This window comes from Alistipes sp. dk3624, assembly GCF_009557455.1.
Classification (GTDB): Bacteria; Bacteroidota; Bacteroidia; order Bacteroidales; family Rikenellaceae; genus Alistipes_A; species Alistipes_A hominis.
Genome location: NZ_CP045651.1, coordinates 947,374 through 966,083 on the forward strand (window position 1 = coordinate 947,374; position 18,710 = coordinate 966,083).

Annotated in this window: 20 protein-coding genes; 13 read left to right on the forward strand and 7 right to left on the reverse strand. The window is 56.9% G+C overall.

Going from position 1 to position 18,710, the window contains the following annotated elements; all coding sequences use genetic code 11:
- Positions 1 to 131 precede the first annotated feature (131 nt).
- Together nhaA and GFH31_RS04000 are read right to left on the reverse strand one after the other, a co-directional pair.
- Positions 132 to 1,418: a Na+/H+ antiporter NhaA gene (gene nhaA, locus GFH31_RS03995; RefSeq protein WP_253906348.1), complete on the reverse strand. Its 1,287-nt coding sequence runs from the start codon at positions 1,416 to 1,418 to the stop codon at positions 132 to 134.
- Between the two features lie 153 nt (positions 1,419 to 1,571).
- Positions 1,572 to 2,612: an agmatinase family protein gene (locus tag GFH31_RS04000; RefSeq protein WP_153518039.1), complete on the reverse strand. Its 1,041-nt coding sequence runs from the start codon at positions 2,610 to 2,612 to the stop codon at positions 1,572 to 1,574.
- A 417-nt stretch (positions 2,613 to 3,029) separates the two neighbouring features.
- Here GFH31_RS04000 and GFH31_RS04005 point away from each other — a divergent pair, with 417 nt between their 5' ends.
- The 4 genes from GFH31_RS04005 to GFH31_RS04020 all read left to right on the forward strand — a co-directional run bounded on the left by GFH31_RS04005 (position 3,030) and on the right by GFH31_RS04020 (position 7,478).
- Complete coding sequence (locus GFH31_RS04005; protein ID WP_153498175.1) at positions 3,030 to 4,070, forward strand: 4-phosphoerythronate dehydrogenase; 1,041 nt, start codon at positions 3,030 to 3,032, stop codon at positions 4,068 to 4,070.
- Positions 4,071 to 4,192: 122 nt separating this feature from the next.
- Positions 4,193 to 5,272 (forward strand): quinone-dependent dihydroorotate dehydrogenase, encoded by a 1,080-nt coding sequence (locus GFH31_RS04010; protein WP_118457837.1) that lies wholly within the window; start codon positions 4,193 to 4,195, stop codon positions 5,270 to 5,272.
- A gap of 381 nt (positions 5,273 to 5,653) precedes the next feature.
- Positions 5,654 to 6,925: a competence/damage-inducible protein A gene (locus GFH31_RS04015; RefSeq protein WP_118457873.1), complete on the forward strand. Its 1,272-nt coding sequence runs from the start codon at positions 5,654 to 5,656 to the stop codon at positions 6,923 to 6,925.
- A gap of 361 nt (positions 6,926 to 7,286) precedes the next feature.
- Positions 7,287 to 7,478 carry a hypothetical protein gene (locus tag GFH31_RS04020; protein WP_101572511.1) on the forward strand — a complete coding sequence of 64 codons (192 nt, stop codon included), beginning with the start codon at positions 7,287 to 7,289 and terminating at the stop codon, positions 7,476 to 7,478.
- Positions 7,479 to 7,598: 120 nt separating this feature from the next.
- Here the strand turns inward: GFH31_RS04020 and GFH31_RS04025 are convergent, their stop codons facing one another.
- Positions 7,599 to 9,701 (reverse strand): beta-N-acetylhexosaminidase, encoded by a 2,103-nt coding sequence (locus GFH31_RS04025; RefSeq protein ID WP_055204694.1) that lies wholly within the window; start codon positions 9,699 to 9,701, stop codon positions 7,599 to 7,601.
- 232 nt (positions 9,702 to 9,933) lie between these two features.
- On the opposite strand from GFH31_RS04025, the gene rpmB reads away from it, so the two are divergent.
- From rpmB to ftsY, 4 genes are all read left to right on the forward strand, one after another.
- On the forward strand, positions 9,934 to 10,167 hold the full coding sequence (rpmB, locus tag GFH31_RS04030; RefSeq protein ID WP_055204692.1) for a 50S ribosomal protein L28: 234 nt from the start codon (positions 9,934 to 9,936) through the stop codon (positions 10,165 to 10,167).
- A 19-nt stretch (positions 10,168 to 10,186) separates the two neighbouring features.
- Positions 10,187 to 10,369: a 50S ribosomal protein L33 gene (rpmG, locus tag GFH31_RS04035; RefSeq protein ID WP_019245673.1), complete on the forward strand. Its 183-nt coding sequence runs from the start codon at positions 10,187 to 10,189 to the stop codon at positions 10,367 to 10,369.
- A gap of 10 nt (positions 10,370 to 10,379) precedes the next feature.
- Positions 10,380 to 10,535 carry a DUF4295 domain-containing protein gene (locus GFH31_RS04040; protein ID WP_081032587.1) on the forward strand — a complete coding sequence of 52 codons (156 nt, stop codon included), beginning with the start codon at positions 10,380 to 10,382 and terminating at the stop codon, positions 10,533 to 10,535.
- 117 nt (positions 10,536 to 10,652) lie between these two features.
- Positions 10,653 to 11,612, forward strand: a complete 960-nt coding sequence (gene ftsY / locus GFH31_RS04045) for a signal recognition particle-docking protein FtsY (protein WP_153498174.1) — start codon at positions 10,653 to 10,655, stop codon at positions 11,610 to 11,612.
- Between the two features lie 73 nt (positions 11,613 to 11,685).
- Here ftsY and GFH31_RS04050 read toward each other — a convergent pair whose 3' ends face one another.
- Genes GFH31_RS04050 through GFH31_RS04060 form a run of 3 tightly spaced genes read right to left on the reverse strand, consistent with a single transcriptional unit; the run spans position 11,686 to position 13,625 of the window.
- Positions 11,686 to 12,567, reverse strand: coding sequence for a GIN domain-containing protein (locus GFH31_RS04050; protein WP_172970786.1), 882 nt, complete (start codon positions 12,565 to 12,567; stop codon positions 11,686 to 11,688).
- Between the two features lie 46 nt (positions 12,568 to 12,613).
- Positions 12,614 to 13,090: a hypothetical protein gene (locus GFH31_RS04055; protein WP_118655818.1), complete on the reverse strand. Its 477-nt coding sequence runs from the start codon at positions 13,088 to 13,090 to the stop codon at positions 12,614 to 12,616.
- A complete protein-coding gene (locus GFH31_RS04060; RefSeq protein WP_118655816.1) occupies positions 13,083 to 13,625 on the reverse strand; it encodes an RNA polymerase sigma factor in 543 nt (180 codons plus the stop codon). Before GFH31_RS04060 ends, GFH31_RS04055 begins: the two co-directional genes overlap by 8 nt.
- Before the next feature lie 243 nt (positions 13,626 to 13,868).
- Here GFH31_RS04060 and GFH31_RS04065 point away from each other — a divergent pair, with 243 nt between their 5' ends.
- Positions 13,869 to 14,012, forward strand: coding sequence for a hypothetical protein (locus tag GFH31_RS04065; protein WP_153498173.1), 144 nt, complete (start codon positions 13,869 to 13,871; stop codon positions 14,010 to 14,012).
- A 166-nt stretch (positions 14,013 to 14,178) separates the two neighbouring features.
- Here the strand turns inward: GFH31_RS04065 and GFH31_RS04070 are convergent, their stop codons facing one another.
- Positions 14,179 to 14,688 (reverse strand): ferritin, encoded by a 510-nt coding sequence (locus tag GFH31_RS04070; protein ID WP_118655814.1) that lies wholly within the window; start codon positions 14,686 to 14,688, stop codon positions 14,179 to 14,181.
- A gap of 97 nt (positions 14,689 to 14,785) precedes the next feature.
- Here GFH31_RS04070 and rimO point away from each other — a divergent pair, with 97 nt between their 5' ends.
- The 4 genes from rimO to rny all read left to right on the forward strand — a co-directional run bounded on the left by rimO (position 14,786) and on the right by rny (position 18,613).
- Positions 14,786 to 16,078, forward strand: coding sequence for a 30S ribosomal protein S12 methylthiotransferase RimO (gene rimO, locus GFH31_RS04075; protein WP_055204681.1), 1,293 nt, complete (start codon positions 14,786 to 14,788; stop codon positions 16,076 to 16,078).
- Between the two features lie 78 nt (positions 16,079 to 16,156).
- On the forward strand, positions 16,157 to 16,447 hold the full coding sequence (locus GFH31_RS04080; protein ID WP_055204679.1) for a hypothetical protein: 291 nt from the start codon (positions 16,157 to 16,159) through the stop codon (positions 16,445 to 16,447).
- A gap of 16 nt (positions 16,448 to 16,463) precedes the next feature.
- Positions 16,464 to 16,751, forward strand: a complete 288-nt coding sequence (locus tag GFH31_RS04085) for a cell division protein ZapA (RefSeq protein WP_081032585.1) — start codon at positions 16,464 to 16,466, stop codon at positions 16,749 to 16,751.
- Between the two features lie 320 nt (positions 16,752 to 17,071).
- Entirely contained in the window at positions 17,072 to 18,613 is a 1,542-nt protein-coding gene (rny, locus tag GFH31_RS04090) for a ribonuclease Y (RefSeq protein WP_101572498.1), read from the forward strand.
- The last annotated feature ends 97 nt before the right edge of the window (positions 18,614 to 18,710 follow it).

Genomic DNA, 18,710 nt, shown 5'->3' on the forward strand with positions numbered 1-18,710 from the left:
AGAACTATAAATTAATAATCAGAATCGTCTTCAAAACCGTGCCACGTTTTCAGTAGCCGTATACGAGTCGCAAACTTAAACAAATTCAGCGAATAATGCACCATTTTCGCCGCATTTTCGGGCAAATATTTTCAATCTTCCGGATTTTCCTTCCGTTTCACCATCGTGCGGGTAAAAACGAACCCGACGATCACGGCGGCCAGCGACGCCACCAGAATCGCGATTTTGCCGTTACTCACCGTCGCCGGATCGGCAAAGGCCAGGTTATTGATAAAAATCGACATCGTAAATCCGATCCCGGCCAGGCACGAAACGCCGAAAACCCCGGCCCAGGTAGCTCCCTGCGGCAATTCTCCCCATTTCAGCCATACGACCAGCCGGCTGAACAGAAATACGCCCAGCGGCTTGCCGACCACCAATCCGAAAAAGATTCCCATCCCCAGCGGCTCCAACAGCACGCGCAAGTCGCCGAATCCGCTGATCGCGACCCCGGCGTTGGCCAGCGCAAAAACGGGCATAATAAAAAAGGAGACGACGTGGTGCAGCGCATATTCCAGCCGTTGCGACGGGCTGATCGCATTGGTCGCCACCAAGCGCACCATCTCGATGTCTTCGAGCTGTTTGCGGTTCGACAGCACCTGCACTCCTTCGCGGTCGTGCCGGCGGAACGAACGCAGGTAATACCGCGTCTTGTAGGAAAAATAACGTTTCGTAAAACGGGGCGTAGACGGAATCGTCAGCGCGATCAGCACGCCGGCGATCGTCGCATGAATCCCCGAATACAGAAACAGAATCCACATCACGATACTGAGAATCAGGTAATAGCGCATCTTGTAAACATTCAGCCGCTTCAGCAGGATCATGAAGACGAACACGACGGCCGCCGCCACGAGCATTCCGACCTGGATGTCGGTCGAATAGAAAACGGCGATCACCAGGATGCCGCCGAGGTCGTCGACTACGGCCAGCGCCATCAGGAACACCTTCAGCGAAACCGGAACCCGGTTGCCGAGTAGCGACAGGATGCCGATCGCGAATGCGATGTCGGTTGCCATCGGGATCCCCCACCCCGACAGGAAATCGCCGCTCCGGTTGATCAGCACGTAAATCAGCGCAGGCACCGCCATGCCTCCGATCGCCGCCGCCACCGGAAGCGCGGCGCGGCGCACCCCGGAAAGTTGGCCGGCGATGATCTCGCGTTTGATTTCCAAGCCGACATAGAAAAAGAAAATAACCATCAACCCGTCGTTGATCCACGCTTCGAGCGGCTTGCTGAGCCGGAAATGGTCGAACCCGACGGTCAGATGGCTCTCAAGCAGGTGGTGATAGACCCCGGCGGTTTGCGGAATGTTGGCCAGAATCAGGGCCAACACCGCGAACGCGACCAAAATCACGCCGCCCGCCCAGGGGCTATGCATGAAACGGTGGTGCTTTTCGTGGCGGACAAAAAAATTCCGCTTGCGTCTGAAAGTAACGGCCCTCGTCATAATCCGTTGTCGAATCGATAAAATAACGCCGCTGCAAAACGGCAAAATGTCAGAGCCTTACCGCAAACAGGATACCAAAACCTCCTATCTGCCGCCCCGCAACGCAAAATTACACAGTTTATAGAGCATCCGCGCGCCGACGTTGGCGTCCCAGTCATCGTCGCCGGCCGGATCGGGAGCCACCTCGCAAAGGTCGAACCCGACCACCTCGCGACCCGAAGCGGTCAGCCGGTCGAGCAGGTAAACCGCTTCGGCGAAACTCAGTCCGCCCGGAACCGGCGTTCCGGTATGCGGGCAATACTCCGGCGCGAGCCCGTCGATATCGAAACTGACGTACGCCTTTTCGGGCAGGCAGGCGATGATCCGCTCGCACACGGCATTCCAACTTTCGCCGCCGAACTTCGCGGCGGACAGCGCGTAATCGTCGAACAGGCGGACACGCGCATCCGCCGCGGCCAGGCGCGCCTCGTCGTCGCAGAGATCGCGAACGCCCACCTGCACCAGAGCCGACACTCCGGCCGCTTCGTTCAACACATTATACATAATGGAAGCGTGCGAATAGGTAAATCCTTCGTAAGCCCGGCGCAGGTCGGCATGAGCGTCGACATGCAGTACGCCGACGCCCGGATTACGCTCGGCCACCGCGCGGATCAATCCGAGCGGGACGCTATGATCGCCGCCGACCAGCCCCACTTTTTTACCGGCGTCCAGCCACCGGCAGGCCTCGTCGTACACTTCCGCATTGAGTTTTGCGGAACCTTCGTTGACCCGCGCGATACGGCGGCGCACCGATTCTCCGGCCGTACCGCCCGATTCCCAGTGTTCGATCACCCGCCGAGCCTCTTCCCGCAATTTTTTACCGCGCAGTTCCAGCGTATCGCCGACCGGCAGCGTCCCGATTCCCTGCCGCCAACCGTCCGGATTGTGCAGGTCGTACAGATCGACCTGCAACGAAGCGTCCAGGATTGCATCGGGACCGCCGGCCGTCCCCTCGCGGTAAGAGGTCGTCACGTCCCACGGAACGGACATCAGCACCAGTCGAGCCTGCTCCGGCGTAAAAGGAAGTCCGAAATAGCGCCCGTTATTCACGCCCGGAGCGTTCGGATCAAAATCTGTTTTCTCCACGTTTTTCGAAATTAAGCGGCCCGCAAACGACCGGCCCGCACGGACAAAAATAGATAAAAATACCGGATTTCCGGGAAAAGGCTTTTTTCCGAATTTTGAAATCCAACCCGTTACCGTTTTTCTTCCGACAAAAAGAACGATCCGGACAATATCCGCCAATCCGCCCGCGTTACTAATGTAGATTTCCGATTATCGTTGTGAAACGGAGATCGGGTAGTTTTTTTCATAATCATACATTAAGTTGGGTAACCCCCGTCGCAGTAGCTGCGGCGGGGTTTTTTTCACGATTCGTCCGCCCGATGCCGGATTCCGTCGCTGCCGGAGCCGGAACAAGCCGTAAAAACAAGCCTTTGCGAAAATCCGGACGGCGATTCCAAAGTTATTGTTACATTTGCCCCGGAAACAATAAGCTGGAAGATGAACGCAAAACCTTACGTGCTGGCCGACTGCGACATTCCCTTTCTCAAAGGCGTGCTGGAACCCTACGCCCGCGTGCAATATCTCAAAGGCAGCGAGATTTCGCACTGCGACGCGGCCCGGGCCGACGCTCTGGTCGTGCGGACGCGCACGCACTGCGACGAACGGTTGCTCGGCGGCACGCCGGTCGGATTGATCGCCACGGCCACAATCGGCCACGACCACATCGATTCGGAATACTGCTCCCGGCACGGCATCGCGATCGCGACCGCCCAGGGATGCAACGCGCGCGGGGTGCTGCAATACGTCATGGCGGCCCTCGCGGCCCTCGCAGTCCGGGACGAATGGTCGCCCGCAGACAGAACCCTGGGCGTCGTAGGCGTAGGAAACGTTGGGTCGCTGATCGCCGAATACGGCGAGCTGTTCGGCTTCCGAGTGCTGCGCTGCGACCCGCCGAAGGCCGAACGGAACCCGCAGGACGACTACCTGCCGCTCGGCGAACTGTTGCCGCAGGCCGACATCGTCACCTGTCACGTTCCGCTGAATCGCACGGGAAACTATCCGACGCTGCGAATGGCTTCGGCCTCCTTTTTCGAAGCGATCAAACCAGGGGCGATCTTCATCAACACGTCCCGGGGAAAGATCGTCGACGACGAGGCGCTGATCGGCGCGCTGCAAAGCGGACGGCTGTCGCACGCGGTCGTCGACACCTGGAACAACGAGCCGGATATCCACCCGACGTTGCTAAGCCTGGCCACGTTCGCCACGCCGCACATCGCCGGCTACTCGATCCAGGGAAAAGCCGCCGGAACGGCGGCGGCCGTACGAGCCGTCAGCGAATTTTTCGGATTCCCCCTGAACGGCTGGTATCCTCCGCAGGTAACCCCGAGCCGGGCCGACCCGAACATCACATGGGAACGAATGCGGGAAACCATGCCGCGCTATTTCCAGATCGAAGCCGAGACGCAACGCCTGCGCAGTGCGCCTTCCGCATTCGAAAACATCCGCAACAACTACGACTACCGCACCGAATTCTTCTAAACGATCCGATTCATAATGAAAATGTTGCGGGCGACGTACTTTTGTCCGGAATTGCTTCCGGAATGCCCGTTATTTTAAAAATTATTCCTACTTTTGCAGAAATTCTGGCCGCCTGATTAATTATGTATAAGAAAGTCATCCGTCCGATCCTGTTCCTGATTCCCCCGGAAATCATCCATCGGATCATCGTCACCGCACTGCGCGTGATTCATTACATTCCCGGTTCACGTATGCTGCTGAGAGCCTTCTGCGCCGTCAGACATCCGTCGTTGGAACGGGAAGTGTTCGGCATCCGGTTCCAAAATCCGGTCGGGATCGCCGCCGGCTTCGACAAGGACGCCGAAGTGTACAAAGAGCTGCTCTCGCTCGGATTCGGATTCACCGAGATCGGAACGGTCACCCCGAAAGCGCAGCCGGGCAATCCTCGCCCGCGCCTGTTCCGGTTGCCCGAAGACAACGCGCTGATCAACCGGATGGGCTTCAACAACCAAGGGATGGAAAACGCCGTCCGCAACCTGCGCCACCGCCGTCCGCACCAGATCATCGGCGGCAACCTCGGCAAAAACACGCAGACGCGCAACGAAGACGCTCCGGCGGACTACCTGCGTCTGTTTCGCAACCTGTACCAATACGTCGACTATTTCATCATCAACGTCAGCTGCCCGAACGTCGCGAACCTGACCAGCCTGCAGGACAAGAACAACCTGAACCTGATCCTGCGCGGTTTGATCGACTTCAGGCGCGGACAGAACCAGTACCGGCCGATCCTGCTGAAAATATCGCCCGACCTGACCGACGCGCAGATCGACGACATGATCGACGTGCTGGTCGAAACGGGACTCGACGGCATTGTCGCGACAAACACGACAACCCGCCGCGACGGACTCGAAACCGATCCGGCCACGGTCGCAGCCATCGGCAACGGCGGACTCAGCGGAGGTCCGCTGACCCGACGGTCGCTGGAAGTGGTGCGCTACATTCACAAAAAAACCGAAGGTCGCTTCCCGATCATCGGCGTGGGCGGCATCATGACCGAGGACGACGCCGTAGCGATGCTGAACGCCGGCGCCAGCCTGATCCAGATCTATACCGGCTTTATCTACAACGGTCCGCAATTCGTCAAACGTATCTGCAAGCGACTGAAGCAGGAAGCCGAGAGCAAGACGAAAACGGAAACCCGATCGGAATCCGGACAACGCTAATCCCTACCGTATGCGAAACGTTCCGCTCGAAAAGGCGGAACGTTTCGATTTACGACGAACGTTCCGGAAACCGGTTTCGAAAAAATGCCGGGCGAAAACGGCCGCCGGAAACCCGACGGCGGGCGAAATCCGGGCGGAGCGGAGCCGGGAACGCCGCCCGACGCTCCTTTACCGCAGCCGGCGACTCCGGAAATTTATCGAAAAAATCAGCCGATCCGCAGTCTCGGCCGCAACGGTCCGAACGAATTTACCGATAAAGCCGTATCTTTGCCGGACGTTTCGCCGGCGGCGGGAACGTTCCGAACAACGTCCGCCGGAATCGGCCGAACGACTTTAAACCGTATAATCATAAAAAATCCCGGATTCGGGATCAGAGAAACGATGCAAGCAGAAATCATTACCATCGGCGACGAAATTCTGATCGGACAGATCGTCGACACCAACTCGGCATGGATCGGCGAAAAGCTGAACGCGGCCGGAATCAAAATCCACCGGATCACTTCGGTATCCGACCGAGCCGAACCTATCTCCGAAGCCGTCACGCAAGCGTTGTCGCACTCCGACATCGTCATCTGCACCGGCGGTCTCGGCCCGACCAAGGACGACATCACCAAACATACGCTGGCCCGGTTGTTCGGCATGAAACTGGTACGCAACGAGGCCGTCTACGAGCAGGTGCGCGCGATGACTGCCGTACGGCACATCGACTTCAACGAACTGAATCAGGGCCAGGCCCTCGTGCCGGACGGATGCACCGTCCTGCCGAACCGTTGCGGAACGGCTCCGGGCATGTGGTTCGAGCGGGACGGCAAAGTGCTCGTATCGCTGCCGGGCGTCCCGTTCGAAATGAAAACGCTGATCGGCGAGCAAGTGCTGCCGCGGCTGTACGAACATTTCCGATTCGACGCGATCGTACACAAAACGGCGATCACCTACGGACTGGCCGAATCGATCCTCGCCGAAACGATCGCCGACTGGGAAAACGCGCTGCCCGCCTACCTGCACCTGGCCTACCTGCCCAGCGCAATGAACATCCGCCTGCGGCTGTCGGCCTACGACGTGGACGGACAGCAGGCCGCGGCGGAAATCGACCGGCAATTCGCATTGCTGGACCAAGCGATCCCGTACCGGATCATCGGTTACGGCGACGCTACGCTCGAAAGCGCCGTCGGCGAGTTGCTGCGCGTCCGCGGCGAAACGGTCGCCGCAGCCGAATCGTGTACGGGCGGCAACATCGCCCACCGCTTTACGGCGCTGCCCGGAGCGTCGGATTACTTCCGGGGAGGCGTCGTAGCCTATTCGAACGACGTCAAGACGGCCCTGCTCGGCGTGAACGCGGACGACCTGAACCGCTGCGGAGCGGTCAGCCGACCGGTGGCCGAACAGATGGCGACCGGAGTGCGCAAGGCGACCGGAGCGACTTACGGGATCGCGACGACCGGCATCGCCGGCCCGACCGGAGGAACGCCGGACAAACCGGTCGGCACCGTCTGGATGGCCGTCTCAGGCCCCGATGAGACGTATTCGATCCGGATGGTTTTCGGATCGCTGAGGAGCCAGAACATCGAACGCGCGTCGTCGAACGCGATCAATCTGCTCAGGCTGCGCCTGTGCGGCGCTCCGGGAAACGGACTGTGGACGATCCGGTACTGAAGCCGCCCGTAACCGCTTGTGTATTCGGATTATTTCATTGCTGTTGTAGTACTCACGCGTTGAAAGACGTCGTGATATTGTTTCGGCCTGAAAATCGGGAACTTTCAAAGGAACGGGGCGATAGGCACGGGCTCACGCCGGGAGTATGCCGTATGTGAAACGGCCGTTTTCCTGCGTGAAATCTTTTGTATCCGGGATCGATCTCGACACGGGACGTATCCGTACATTCGTGCATACTTAAAGCGTGAACTGTATGCGCTTATTCGTTCCGGATACCCAGGATCTCAAACCGGATCGGTCATGCAGCCTCACGTCTTCCTATGCACTTCACCGGGAGGCGGGTGAAATAAAATCCGGAACAATGAGCCAACCGATCTTTCCGAAACACGGCCCCTGCGCGACGCCGATCGCCCAGGACAATCAATTCCTGCACGAACAGACATTCGCCCTGCAACAGGAAACCGCCCGGCTCGACCGGGAGATCCGAAAAATCATGCAACGCAACGAAGAACTCGAAAAGAGGCGCAAAACAAATGCCGTTGCAATAAAATAGCCTGCGAAACAGCGAAACACATTTAGAATTCCCTTTGCGGAACGCGTATGCAAAGCGTAGCCGGATATGAAAACGGCGCGGACGAAATATCCGCGCCGTTCGAAATTTCCCGCCGGCGTTTTATTGCTGCGGCCTGTCGAAACGGAAACCGACCTGCTCGCGCGGAAGGTGACTCCCGTCGCGCCCCTGCTGTTGCAGGTCGAGCTGGATACGGTCGTACTGCTGCTCCCATTCCAACAGCATACGGTCGTAGCGGATCGCCGCCACGTCCCAGTGAATCGGACGGTTTTCGCCGCGCCACAGATCGCGGTGAAAGAGTTTCAGTTCCTTGGTCATGTCCCTCAGCGATCCGAGGCGGCTGGCGTACGGCATAATCAGGTCGTACAACGCCGTATTGACCGCATATCCCTTGTCGTCGTCGCGGACGAACGCATCGTACAGGTCGGACATCTCGCCGGCCAACAGCGCCTTGTGAAACACGAAATCCATCCGCCGGGCGGCGAACAACAGCGCATCGACCGTCGAACCGTGCAGCGCGACCCGGTCGCGCGCGCGGCTGAACTGCGTATAAGCATCCTCGCACCACAAGCGCATCTCGCGGCACGCCCCCGTATTTTGCAGGTGATTCTGCAACGCCACGCCGGCTTCGGTGAACGGCGAAGTGTAAGCCATCTCGAAGTTGACCGCCCCGACGCGGCCGTGCACGTCGGCCAACTTGCAAATTCCGTCGGCGAACGGATGCCCGTCCGAATTGCGATAGAACGCCCAATCAAACGCATCGCGGTAGCGGTCGAGATCCGACTCGCCGTGCTGCCAGGCGCAGGCGGCGGCGTAAACCACGCCGTACCAACCCATATCGAACAAGTCTTCGCCCATATCGTCCCACGAAGTGTTCAGCATCCCCATCGAGCCGTATTTCTGCCCGTCGCGGACGAAATTACGGATATTCTTCATGTGAGACAGGTAATCCGGGAAAACGCGCCCGCCGTAGAAAGCCGACGGCGCGACGAACGTGGCGAAGTGTTTGTCGGCATACGGCTTCAAGAACGTCTCGTAGCTATCCCGGGGCAGGTAGTCCCACGCGACAGCGATCACGTTCGACGGCAGCAGATCGAGTTTCTCGGGATGTTCGACGGCGATCTCTCCCCAAAACAACAACTTTTTATCCTTCAGCGCGGGCAGTGCGGCCACCTTTTTCAGATGTCCCAGGTAAACGTCGGCGTGCGACGACCCGGCCACCGACTCTTTGCTTTTGCCGCGTCCGAGTTCGAACGTCTCGTCGCAACCGATATGGATGAACTCGGACGTGAACATCGGCACGATCTCGCCCAGGTAGTCGCCGATAAAATCGTACGCCCCCGGTTCGGTCGGACTCAGTATCTGGCTGCCGCGCTTTTCGCCGAGGTCGGCGTAACGCTCCTGCCGCAACACATAGTGCAGGTGCCCGAAGGTCTGTTGCTGCGGGATGATCTCGACATGGTAACGTGCGGCGTAATCGATCAGTTCGGCGATCTCCTCCGGGGTGATCGTGCCGCCGTACGGGTTGATCGCCGGATGCGACTTCGACTGGTATAGGTTTTCGGCGTAGATGCTGTATCCGTTGATTTTATATTCTGACAAAATGCGCACCTGCTTTTTGGCGTATTCCAGCGTCGGAATCGGCCCGCGGCTCCAGTCGTCCTGCTGCCAGCGATAACGCATCGCCGGAGCGTCGCGCACGGCGACCGCCCGCACCCGGTATCCGTCGCCGGACGGATAGACCAGTTGGCGTAGCGTCTGCACGCCATAGAACAGGCCGGCGGCCGTATTGGCCGAAACGATCACGCCCTGCCCGTCGGCCAGCAGCACGTACCCTTCCGGATTAAAATCCGGAGCGAGTTCCAACCCCGCCTGTTTCAAGCGTTCGTCGGCCTGACGGTTCAGCCCCGGACGCGTCAGCGTCACGGCACCCTTAACGCCCGACCGCGACTTTCTTACGACCGTGCGGATATTTTCCAGTTCGTCGGTCAACGTCGCGGCGGCAAAAAAATCTTCCTCGTCGCCGGAACACACCCGGACGGTAAGCCGCTCCCCGGGATCGAAATCGCGCTCCCCGACCCGCACCTCGGCCGGATAAGGTATCAACGGCAGTTTTCCGCCTTCGAACGGGTTGTGTTGCTGCGCGATCGCCCGGCCCGTGCCCAATGCCAACAGCGCCAACAACGGCAAAATGATTCGTTTCATGCGTATTTTTTATTTGAATTCGTCACACGAAAATACGCATTTCGGACGACATTCCGTTCCGTCCCGAAAAAATTATTGACCGCCGCCGTCCGAAACGGCGCATCTCCGCATTTCCCGTTATCTTTACGGCTTCGTACGAAACGCCCTGTTTTTTTACCGCCGTATTTTTTTATTCGGAGAATATTTCGTATTTTTGGCGATCCTTTTGGAGTAATGTAAAAAAACGAATTCTATGAAAATTTGTGAAATCACGGGTAAAACGGCTCAGGTTGGCAACAACGTGTCGCACTCGAACAAAAAAACCAAGAGGCGTTTTAATCCGAATTTGAAAACGAAACGCTTCTGGAACGAAGAAGAAGGCCGGTGGATCACCCTTAAAGTGACTGCCGCAGGCATGAAAACCATCAACAAGAAAGGTTTGTCCGCAGCCCTGAAAAGCGCCGCTGCGCCCAAATCGGTCTATTAATTATTAATCGAAGCAGAAAATGGCAAAAAAAGGTAACAGGGTTCAGGTTATCCTTGAGTGCACGGAACAGAAAGAGAGCGGGCTTCCGGGAATGTCAAGGTATATCACGACCAAAAACAAGAAAAACACGCCCGACAGGATGGAGCGTAAAAAGTATAACCCGATCCTGAAACGAGTAACCATCCACCGCGAAATTAAATAAGGTTTGAATCATGGCAAAGAAAGTAGTTGCGACGCTGAAGACCGGAGCCGGTAAAGCGCACACGAAATGTATTAAGATGGTGAAATCCGAAAAGACCGGAGCCTACTCCTTCAAAACCGAAGTAGTGCTGAACGATCAGATCAAAGATTTCTTCGCAAAAAAATAAGCGATTTTCCGTCTTATTACAAAAAGCTTCTTAACTGTAAGGAGCTTTTTGTATTTTTGTAGGGCGCATCCCCCGAGTCTCCCGGGGCCCATGCATATCATCAAATAGCGTACGATTATGGGACTGTTCAATATTTTTTCAAAAAAGGAGCATAAAGAAGACCTCGACAAAGGGCTCGAAAAGACGAAAGAAGGGGTTTTCTCGAAACTGGCGCGGGCCGTGGCCGGCAAGTCGAAAGTCGACGAAGAGGTGCTGGACAACCTCGAAGAGGTGCTGATCACGTCGGATGTCGGCGTCGACACCACCGTACGGATCATCGAACGGATCGAAAAACGGGTCGCCGAAGACAAATACATGAACACCGCGGAACTGAACCGCATCTTGCGCACCGAAATCACGGCCCTGCTCGAAGAGAACAAAAGCGCCGGCGAGGAGAACTTCTCCTACGAGAAACGCAACGGTATGCCGTACGTGGTCATGGTGGTCGGCGTCAACGGGGCCGGCAAAACGACCACGATCGGCAAGTTGGCTTCGAAGCTGAAAAACGACGGTAAAAAAGTCTATATCGGCGCCGCCGACACGTTCCGCGCCGCCGCGATCGACCAACTGGCCGTCTGGGCCGAACGCGCCGGGGGCACGATGATCCGCCAGGACATGGGTTCCGACCCGGCCTCGGTGGCTTTCGACACGCTGCGTAGCGCCGTAGCGAACGATGCCGACGTCGTACTGATCGACACGGCGGGACGGCTGCACAACAAAATCGGCCTGATGAACGAGTTGACCAAGATCCGCAACGTTATGACCAAAGTGATTCCCGACGCGCCGCACGAAGTGATGCTGGTGCTCGACGGATCGACGGGCCAGAACGCCTTCGAACAGGCGAAACAATTCACGCAAGCCACGCGCGTCACCGCCCTCGCGATCACCAAACTGGACGGCACGGCCAAAGGCGGCGTAGTGATCGGCATCAGCGACCAGTTCAAAATCCCGGTGCGCTACATCGGCGTCGGCGAAGGGATCGACCAACTGCAGGTATTCGACCGCAGGGAATTCGTCGACAGCCTGTTCGGGGAATAAAAACCGCCCGGCGAAACCCCAGCGGTTTCGTTCGGGCGGGAAATCCGCGCCGCACCGGCGCAGGAAGCCGATTTTAAGGATTTAATTTTCCGAAAGACCCCCGGTCGATCTGGAGCGTGCCGATCCGCGGATCGCCTTTATACCGCACGGTCGCCGCGCCGGACAGGCTGGAAACGCTCAGGTTCTGAACGGCCCATACTCGCAACCCCGCCGCGCCGGAACCTCCCAGCGTAACGTCGTTTGCCTTCAGTCCGACCGCTTCCAAATGCGCGCCGCCCGACCCGGAAGCCTTCAGAGCCCCGGTTTCGCCGAAAGCCGTAATGCGCGCGCCGCCCGACATTCCGATTACGATCTGCTCGCATTTTACGGCCATATCGATATTGGCCCCGCCGCTGGCGTCGATCTTCAGGCTGCCGGCTGTCAAATTCAAATTGGCGCGGGAGCCTCCCGAAAGTCCGAGAGAAACGTCTTCGAACGTCCCCTTGATATCGTAACCGGCGCCTCCGCTGGTCTGCGCGCGCAAACGCCCCCCGGAAAAATTCAGCCCGGTCGCCGACGATGCGCCGCTAAGCCCCATGACAAAATCGGAGCCTTCGAAAACTGACGTCGTCGACAGCCGCGCGGCTCCGGAAAGTTGGAGCCGTTCCAGAGCGGGTATGCTGACGACGGCCCTGACTCCTCCGCGGAAATTGCGGCGCTCTTTTCGATCCAACCGGTCCGTATTCAGCCTCAACACGAGATCCCCGCCGCTGACCTTAACGTCAAGCGCCTCTTCGATCTCTTTCGGACAAAAAATCTCGACCGCACATTTATTCGCCCGTACCAACGTAATATCGAAAACGCTCTCCGCCGAAATTCCGGAGAAACCGGACACCTTCACGCGTTTGGTAACCTCCTGCGCGGTCGCGGTCAACGCACAAACGACGCACAGCACTGAAAACATCATTTTTTTCATAACGCATTTTTTGATTGATGGATAATTCGATCTATTCGTAGGAAATTCATTCGTCCGCATCCGATAACTGGGCCCGTAACTGCCTGACGGCTTTCAGTTTCAAATTGAAATATTTTTTCAAGATACGGGCCTTCTTTTCGTCGCCGAGTTCGTCGGGCAGTTGTTCGTATAACGGAACCGTATCGTTGCTGATGTCGCGGATAATGGTCTTCATTTCGGAGGTATCCTCCCCGCGGCGTTCGCTGACATCGACGATATCGCGGGTCAGCGCCTCCAGACTCCGGTTGTACAGGTCGATCTCGGCCTGCACCGGATTCTCCCGCAAACCGTCCCGGCACAGCATCGCGCCGAAAAACACGACTGCCGCCGCCCCCGCAGCCAATGCCCACCGAACCGCCGGCGAATGCGAACGGCGCCCGATCCGATCGAGCTTTCGCCTGAAACGCGCTTCATGGCCGCCGTTCAGCGGCCCGTCGTCGAACAACCCGCGGTTGTTCCGTACAAAATCATACAGCTTATCCATCACGTTGCAATTTTTCCAAAAGTTTACCTTTCGCACGCGTGTACTGCGACCGGACCGAAGAAGTTTTCAGACCCGTTATTTCGGCGATCTCGGCATAATCGTAGCCTTCGAACAGACACAGGGAGAGAATCAGGCGGCAACCGTCGGGCAGCTCGTTCAATCCGGCTTTTATCCGGGCGACCCGGACGGCCGCTTCACCGGCGGAATCGTCCAGCAGCTCGCTCCACCCGGATTCGTCCCGGCTTTTGTCTTCGGCAGGCAACCGGCCGGATTCGGACAGCTCCGACAGAAACGACGCCCGCTTCCGTCGCCGGCGCAAACGGTCGATCGCTCCCCGGACGCAAGTTTTCACCAGCCAGGCCTCGATCTGGGGCGCCGTCTGAGGACATGAGCGCATCCGCGCGAATTTCAAAAACGCATCCTGCATCGCCTCTTCGGCCTCCATGGCATCCCCCACGATCCGCAGGGCCGTATGGAACAACCGACGCGAATAACGGTCGTAAAGCGTGTCGATATCGCAGGACGTTCCCTTCATTTTCAGTGGCTTTTACTATTAAAACGCACGCGGAACCGAAACGCTGCATTTCAGGAATAAAATAACGAAAAACAATAAACAAAAGCTATTTTTTCTGCGGCTCGAACGACGCGCTTCCGAAAAACCGGAAGCCGGGAAGCGTCGGATCGGCCGCAGAAACCCGATACCATGAAAATAAAAAACATTTGCTTATTTCATTAAATCTATTTAATTTTATAAACCCGCCCTGCTAAAACTCCCGTTATGAAAAAACTGCCAATCTGCCGTTTCGCCAGACTGTTGGCCGCAGGATACCAGGCACAGGCCGGTTCCGGCACGAAAGAGGCTACAACCAAATCGAAGTGGAAGACGGCAACATTCCGGGAAACAAACTCTATTTCAACGTAAATCTGGCGCTCGATCCGCTTCGGAAGAAAATGAAATGATGCAAGGAGAAACCGCCCCCCCAGAGCATTAACCTTCCGGATAAAAACGCACCCGAACCGTCCCCGCAAAAAAATATGCCGCCCGTCTGCCGGGCGGCATATCCTCATACCGGAAGCGATCAGTCGGATTATCCGGCGACAGGGCTCGCATAGACCCGGCCGGCCAGTTCCTTGTCCAGCATAAAGGTTCCCACCTTGTCGTCGCCGACCAGCTTCAGCGCATCGATAATGCCCTGCACGTTCTCCTCTTCCTCGATTTGCTCGTCAACGAACCAAACCAACCGGTTCGCCGAAGCGAAATCCTTTTCGGCGGCAGCCAGCTCGCACAGCGCATTGATCCGGGCGGTCACGCTTTTTTCGTGTTTCAGCGTATCTTCGAAAGCGGCCAGCGGAGAATCCCAGGCGGAAGGCACTTCGGCAATCGGCGCCAGAGCGACCTTTCCGCCGCGTGCGAGGACATGATCCATCAGCATCCGGGCATGATCCTGTTCCTCGCGGAACTGGATCGAAAACCAGTTGGCCATTCCCTTGAGTCCTTTCCGGGCGAAATCGCAGGACATCGACAAATACAAGTATGCGGACCAGAATTCCGCATTAATCTGGGCGTTGATCGCCTCTTCCATTTTTTTACTCAGCATAATCTATCGTTTTAAATGTCCGTAAACATTCGGTCAATTTCATGTCGACATGCAAATATAGTGCGGATTTTCCTATTTTTGCAAGCAAATACGCACTATGAAACGTAAAATCAACGTCATAACGCTCGGTTGTTCGAAAAACCTCGTCGATTCGGAACACCTGATGGCGCAATTGCAACGCAACGGTTTCGAAATCGTCCACGACTCGAACGAAACGGACGCCAGGATCGTCGTAATCAACACCTGCGGATTCATCGGCGACGCCAAAGAGGAGTCCGTCAACACGATCCTCGCATTCGCCGACGCGAAGACCAAAGGCTGTATCGACCACCTGTTCGTCATGGGCTGCCTGGCCGAACGCTACCGGGAAGAACTGCGGGAAGAGATCCCCGAAGTGGACGAATACTTCGGCGTCAACGACCTGCGCGACATCGTGAAAACCGTCGGCGGACGCTACCGCGACGAACTGACCGGGGAGCGGCACCTGACCACGCCGGGCCATTACGCCTACCTGAAAATCTCGGAAGGATGCAACTGGGGATGCGGTTATTGCGCGATCCCGCTGATCCGCGGACGTCACGTCTCGGTGCCGATGGAAGAGCTGCTTCGCGAAGCGGAGATGCTGGCCGCGCGGGGCGTCCGGGAACTGATCGTCATCGCGCAGGATACGACCTACTACGGCCTCGACCTGTACGGCGAGCGGCGGCTCGGCGAGTTGCTCCGCAGGCTGTGCCGCATCGACGGGCTCGAATGGGTACGCCTACACTACGCCTACCCGGCGCAGTTCCCGACGGACGTGATCGACGCGCTGCGCGACGAACCGAAAATGTGCAAATACCTCGACATCCCGTTTCAGCACATCAGCGACCCGCAACTGAAAAGTATGCGCCGCGGGCTGAACAAGGCGCAGACCTACGAACTGATCGGCGAACTGCGCCGCCGGATTCCCGGCATCGCGCTGCGGACGACGCTGCTGACCGGCTATCCGGGCGAAAGCGAAGCGGATTTCGACGAACTGCTGGAATTTGTCGAACGGGTGCGGTTCGAACGGCTCGGAGTCTTCCCGTACTCGGAAGAAGAGGGTACCTATTCGGCCATGCGGCTGCGCGACGACGTACCGGACGAGGTGAAACAACGGCGGGCCGACGCGATTATGGAACTGCAAAACCGCATTTCGGCCGAAAACAACCGCCGGCGGATCGGCACGCGAGAGCGGATCATCATCGACCGGCGCGAGGGAGAGTTCCTCGTCGGACGTTCGCAATACGACTCGCCGGAAGTCGATACCGAAATCCTGATCGAAACCGACGAGAATCCGTCGCCGGGAACCTTCCTGGACGTAAAAATAACGGAAGCAGGAGATTACGACCTTTACGGAAAATTCGTATAGGGAAGCGCGGAAAATAGATTTTGCATTTTGACAAAAAATAACTACTTTTGAGTGGACGAATCAATTTTGTCTGCAGAAATGGATGACAACAAGGCGATTATCGATTCACTGAAGAAAAAGGTTTCTCGGATCATCGAGGACAACCGGCGACTTCGCAGCGAAGTGCGTGAATTGACCGCCGAACGAGACACGGTCATCCTCGAAAAAAGAGCGGCCGAAACGGAAATACGGCAGCTCGGCAGACGAATCGAAACGCTCGAAACGGCGGCCGGTCTGATGGGAAACCGCGGCGACAGCCGGATAGCAAGGCTCAGAGTCAACAAACTATTGCGGGAAATTGACAAATGCCTTGCATTGATGAACAAGTAGCGAAGACGTTATATTGATGGCAGGAACGCGCAGGATATCGGTGAAGTTGGCGGGTAAAGAATACCCGATGACGATCCGGCAGGCCGAGGAGGAAAAGTACCGGCGTGCGGCACAGGATATCAATGCCCTGATCTCGGTTTACAAAACCCGGTTCGCCGCCGAACCGGAAGATTATCTGGCCATGGCCGCTTTGCAGGTGGCCGTCGACAAGGTCGGGCTGGAGATGAACCGGGAGATGACGGAAGAGGCACAGCGTTTGCAGAAAATCGAACGAGAGATCGACGACTACCTGAACAATATTTGAAACGCAAACGACGTCTTAATAACAGACAACAGGTTCTTGGACATATAAGTTAAGGAATAAAAACCCGCATGGATTCCTTTTAAGCTTTGCGAAACTCAACACTATTTACATTGGGGTCAAGCTCAGTATTTCAAAAACAGGCCTTAACCTTCCCCCCGGAAGGTTCTTCATCCGAAGACGTTGGACGTTTGCGATAAACGGCAGCCCCATACATGACGAGATTGGAGATTCGTCAAACAAGGAAAGAGGAATTTGTGCGGGTCTTTTTTATACCCAAACGTACATTTTGTTTAACATATAAATACATTTAACTAACACCTATGAGCATTGTAATTATAGCAATAATTGCCGTCATCTGTTCCGCCGCAGGCTGCTATGCAGGCTATTCGATCACATCGAAAATCGTCCGGAACAAGAAGGCCGCGATTCTGAAAGAGGCCGAATCGGCCGGCGAGATGATCAAAAAGGAGAAGATTCTCCAGGCCAAGGAAAAATTCATCCAGCTCAAAAGCGAACACGACCGGGCCGTCAACGAGCGCAACCAAAAGCTCTCCCAGAGCGAACAGCGCGCCAAACAACTGGAAAACAACCTGACCCAGCAGCAGGACGAGCTGAACAAGAAAATCCGCGAACAGGATTCCGTACGCGAGCGTCTGCAGGCTCAGATCGAGAGCGTCGAACGCAAGAAGGAAGACCTCGACCGCAAAATCAAGGAACAAAACACCCGTCTCGAACAGATCAGCGGCCTCAGTAGCGACGAAGCCAAGAACATCCTGATCGAAAACATGAAAGAGGAGGCCAAGACCGAAGCGATGACCTATGTCAACGAAGTGATGGAAGAGGCCAAGATGAGCGCCAACAAGGAAGCGAAAAAGATCGTCGTACAGACGATCCAGCGCGTCGCTACCGAAGCGGCCATCGAAAACTCGGTCACGGTGTTCAACATCGAGAGCGACGAAGTGAAAGGCCGGATCATCGGCCGCGAAGGACGGAACATCCGGGCCCTGGAAGCCGCTACCGGCATCGAGATCATCGTCGACGACACGCCGGAAGCGATCATCCTGTCGGGCTTCGATCCGGTACGCCGTGAAATCGCGCGTCTGGCGCTGCACCAACTGGTAACGGACGGCCGCATCCATCCGGCACGCATCGAAGAAGTCGTTGCCAAAGTACAGAAACAGATCGAAGAAGAGATCGTCGAAGCCGGCAAGCGCACCACGATCGACCTGGGCATCCACGGGCTCCATCCCGAACTGATCCGCCTGATCGGTAAGATGAAATACCGTTCGTCTTACGGACAAAACCTGCTGCAACACTCGCGCGAAGTGGCCAATCTGTGCGGCATCATGGCCTCGGAACTGGGACTGAACGCCAAGATGGCCCGTCGCGCCGGCCTGCTGCACGATATCGGCAAGGTGCCCGACGACGAACCGGAATTGCCGCACGCAATCATCGGCATGAAACTGGCTGAGAAATTCAAGGAAAAACCGGAAGTGATCAACGCCATCGGGGCGCACCACGACGAAATGGAAATGAACAACCTGATCTCGCCGATCGTACAGGTCTGCGACGCGATCTCCGGAGCCCGTCCGGGAGCCCGCCGCGAAGTGGTCGAATCGTACATCAAGCGGCTGAAGGAGATGGAAGACATGGCCCTCGCCTATCCCGGCGTCATGAAGACCTACGCGATTCAGGCCGGCCGCGAACTGCGCGTGATCGTCGGCAGCGAGAAGATCACCGACCAGGAGGCCGACAGCCTGTCGCACGACATCGCCAAGAAGATCCAGGACGAAATGACCTATCCGGGCCAGGTGAAGATCACCGTGATCCGCGAAACCCGCTCGGTCAGCTACGCGAAATAAGGACAACCGGAACCGGAGGAATCCGGATTCATAAAAAGACGACGCCCGGAACTGCAGTTCCGGGCGTCGTCTTTTTATGAATAACACATAAGAGACT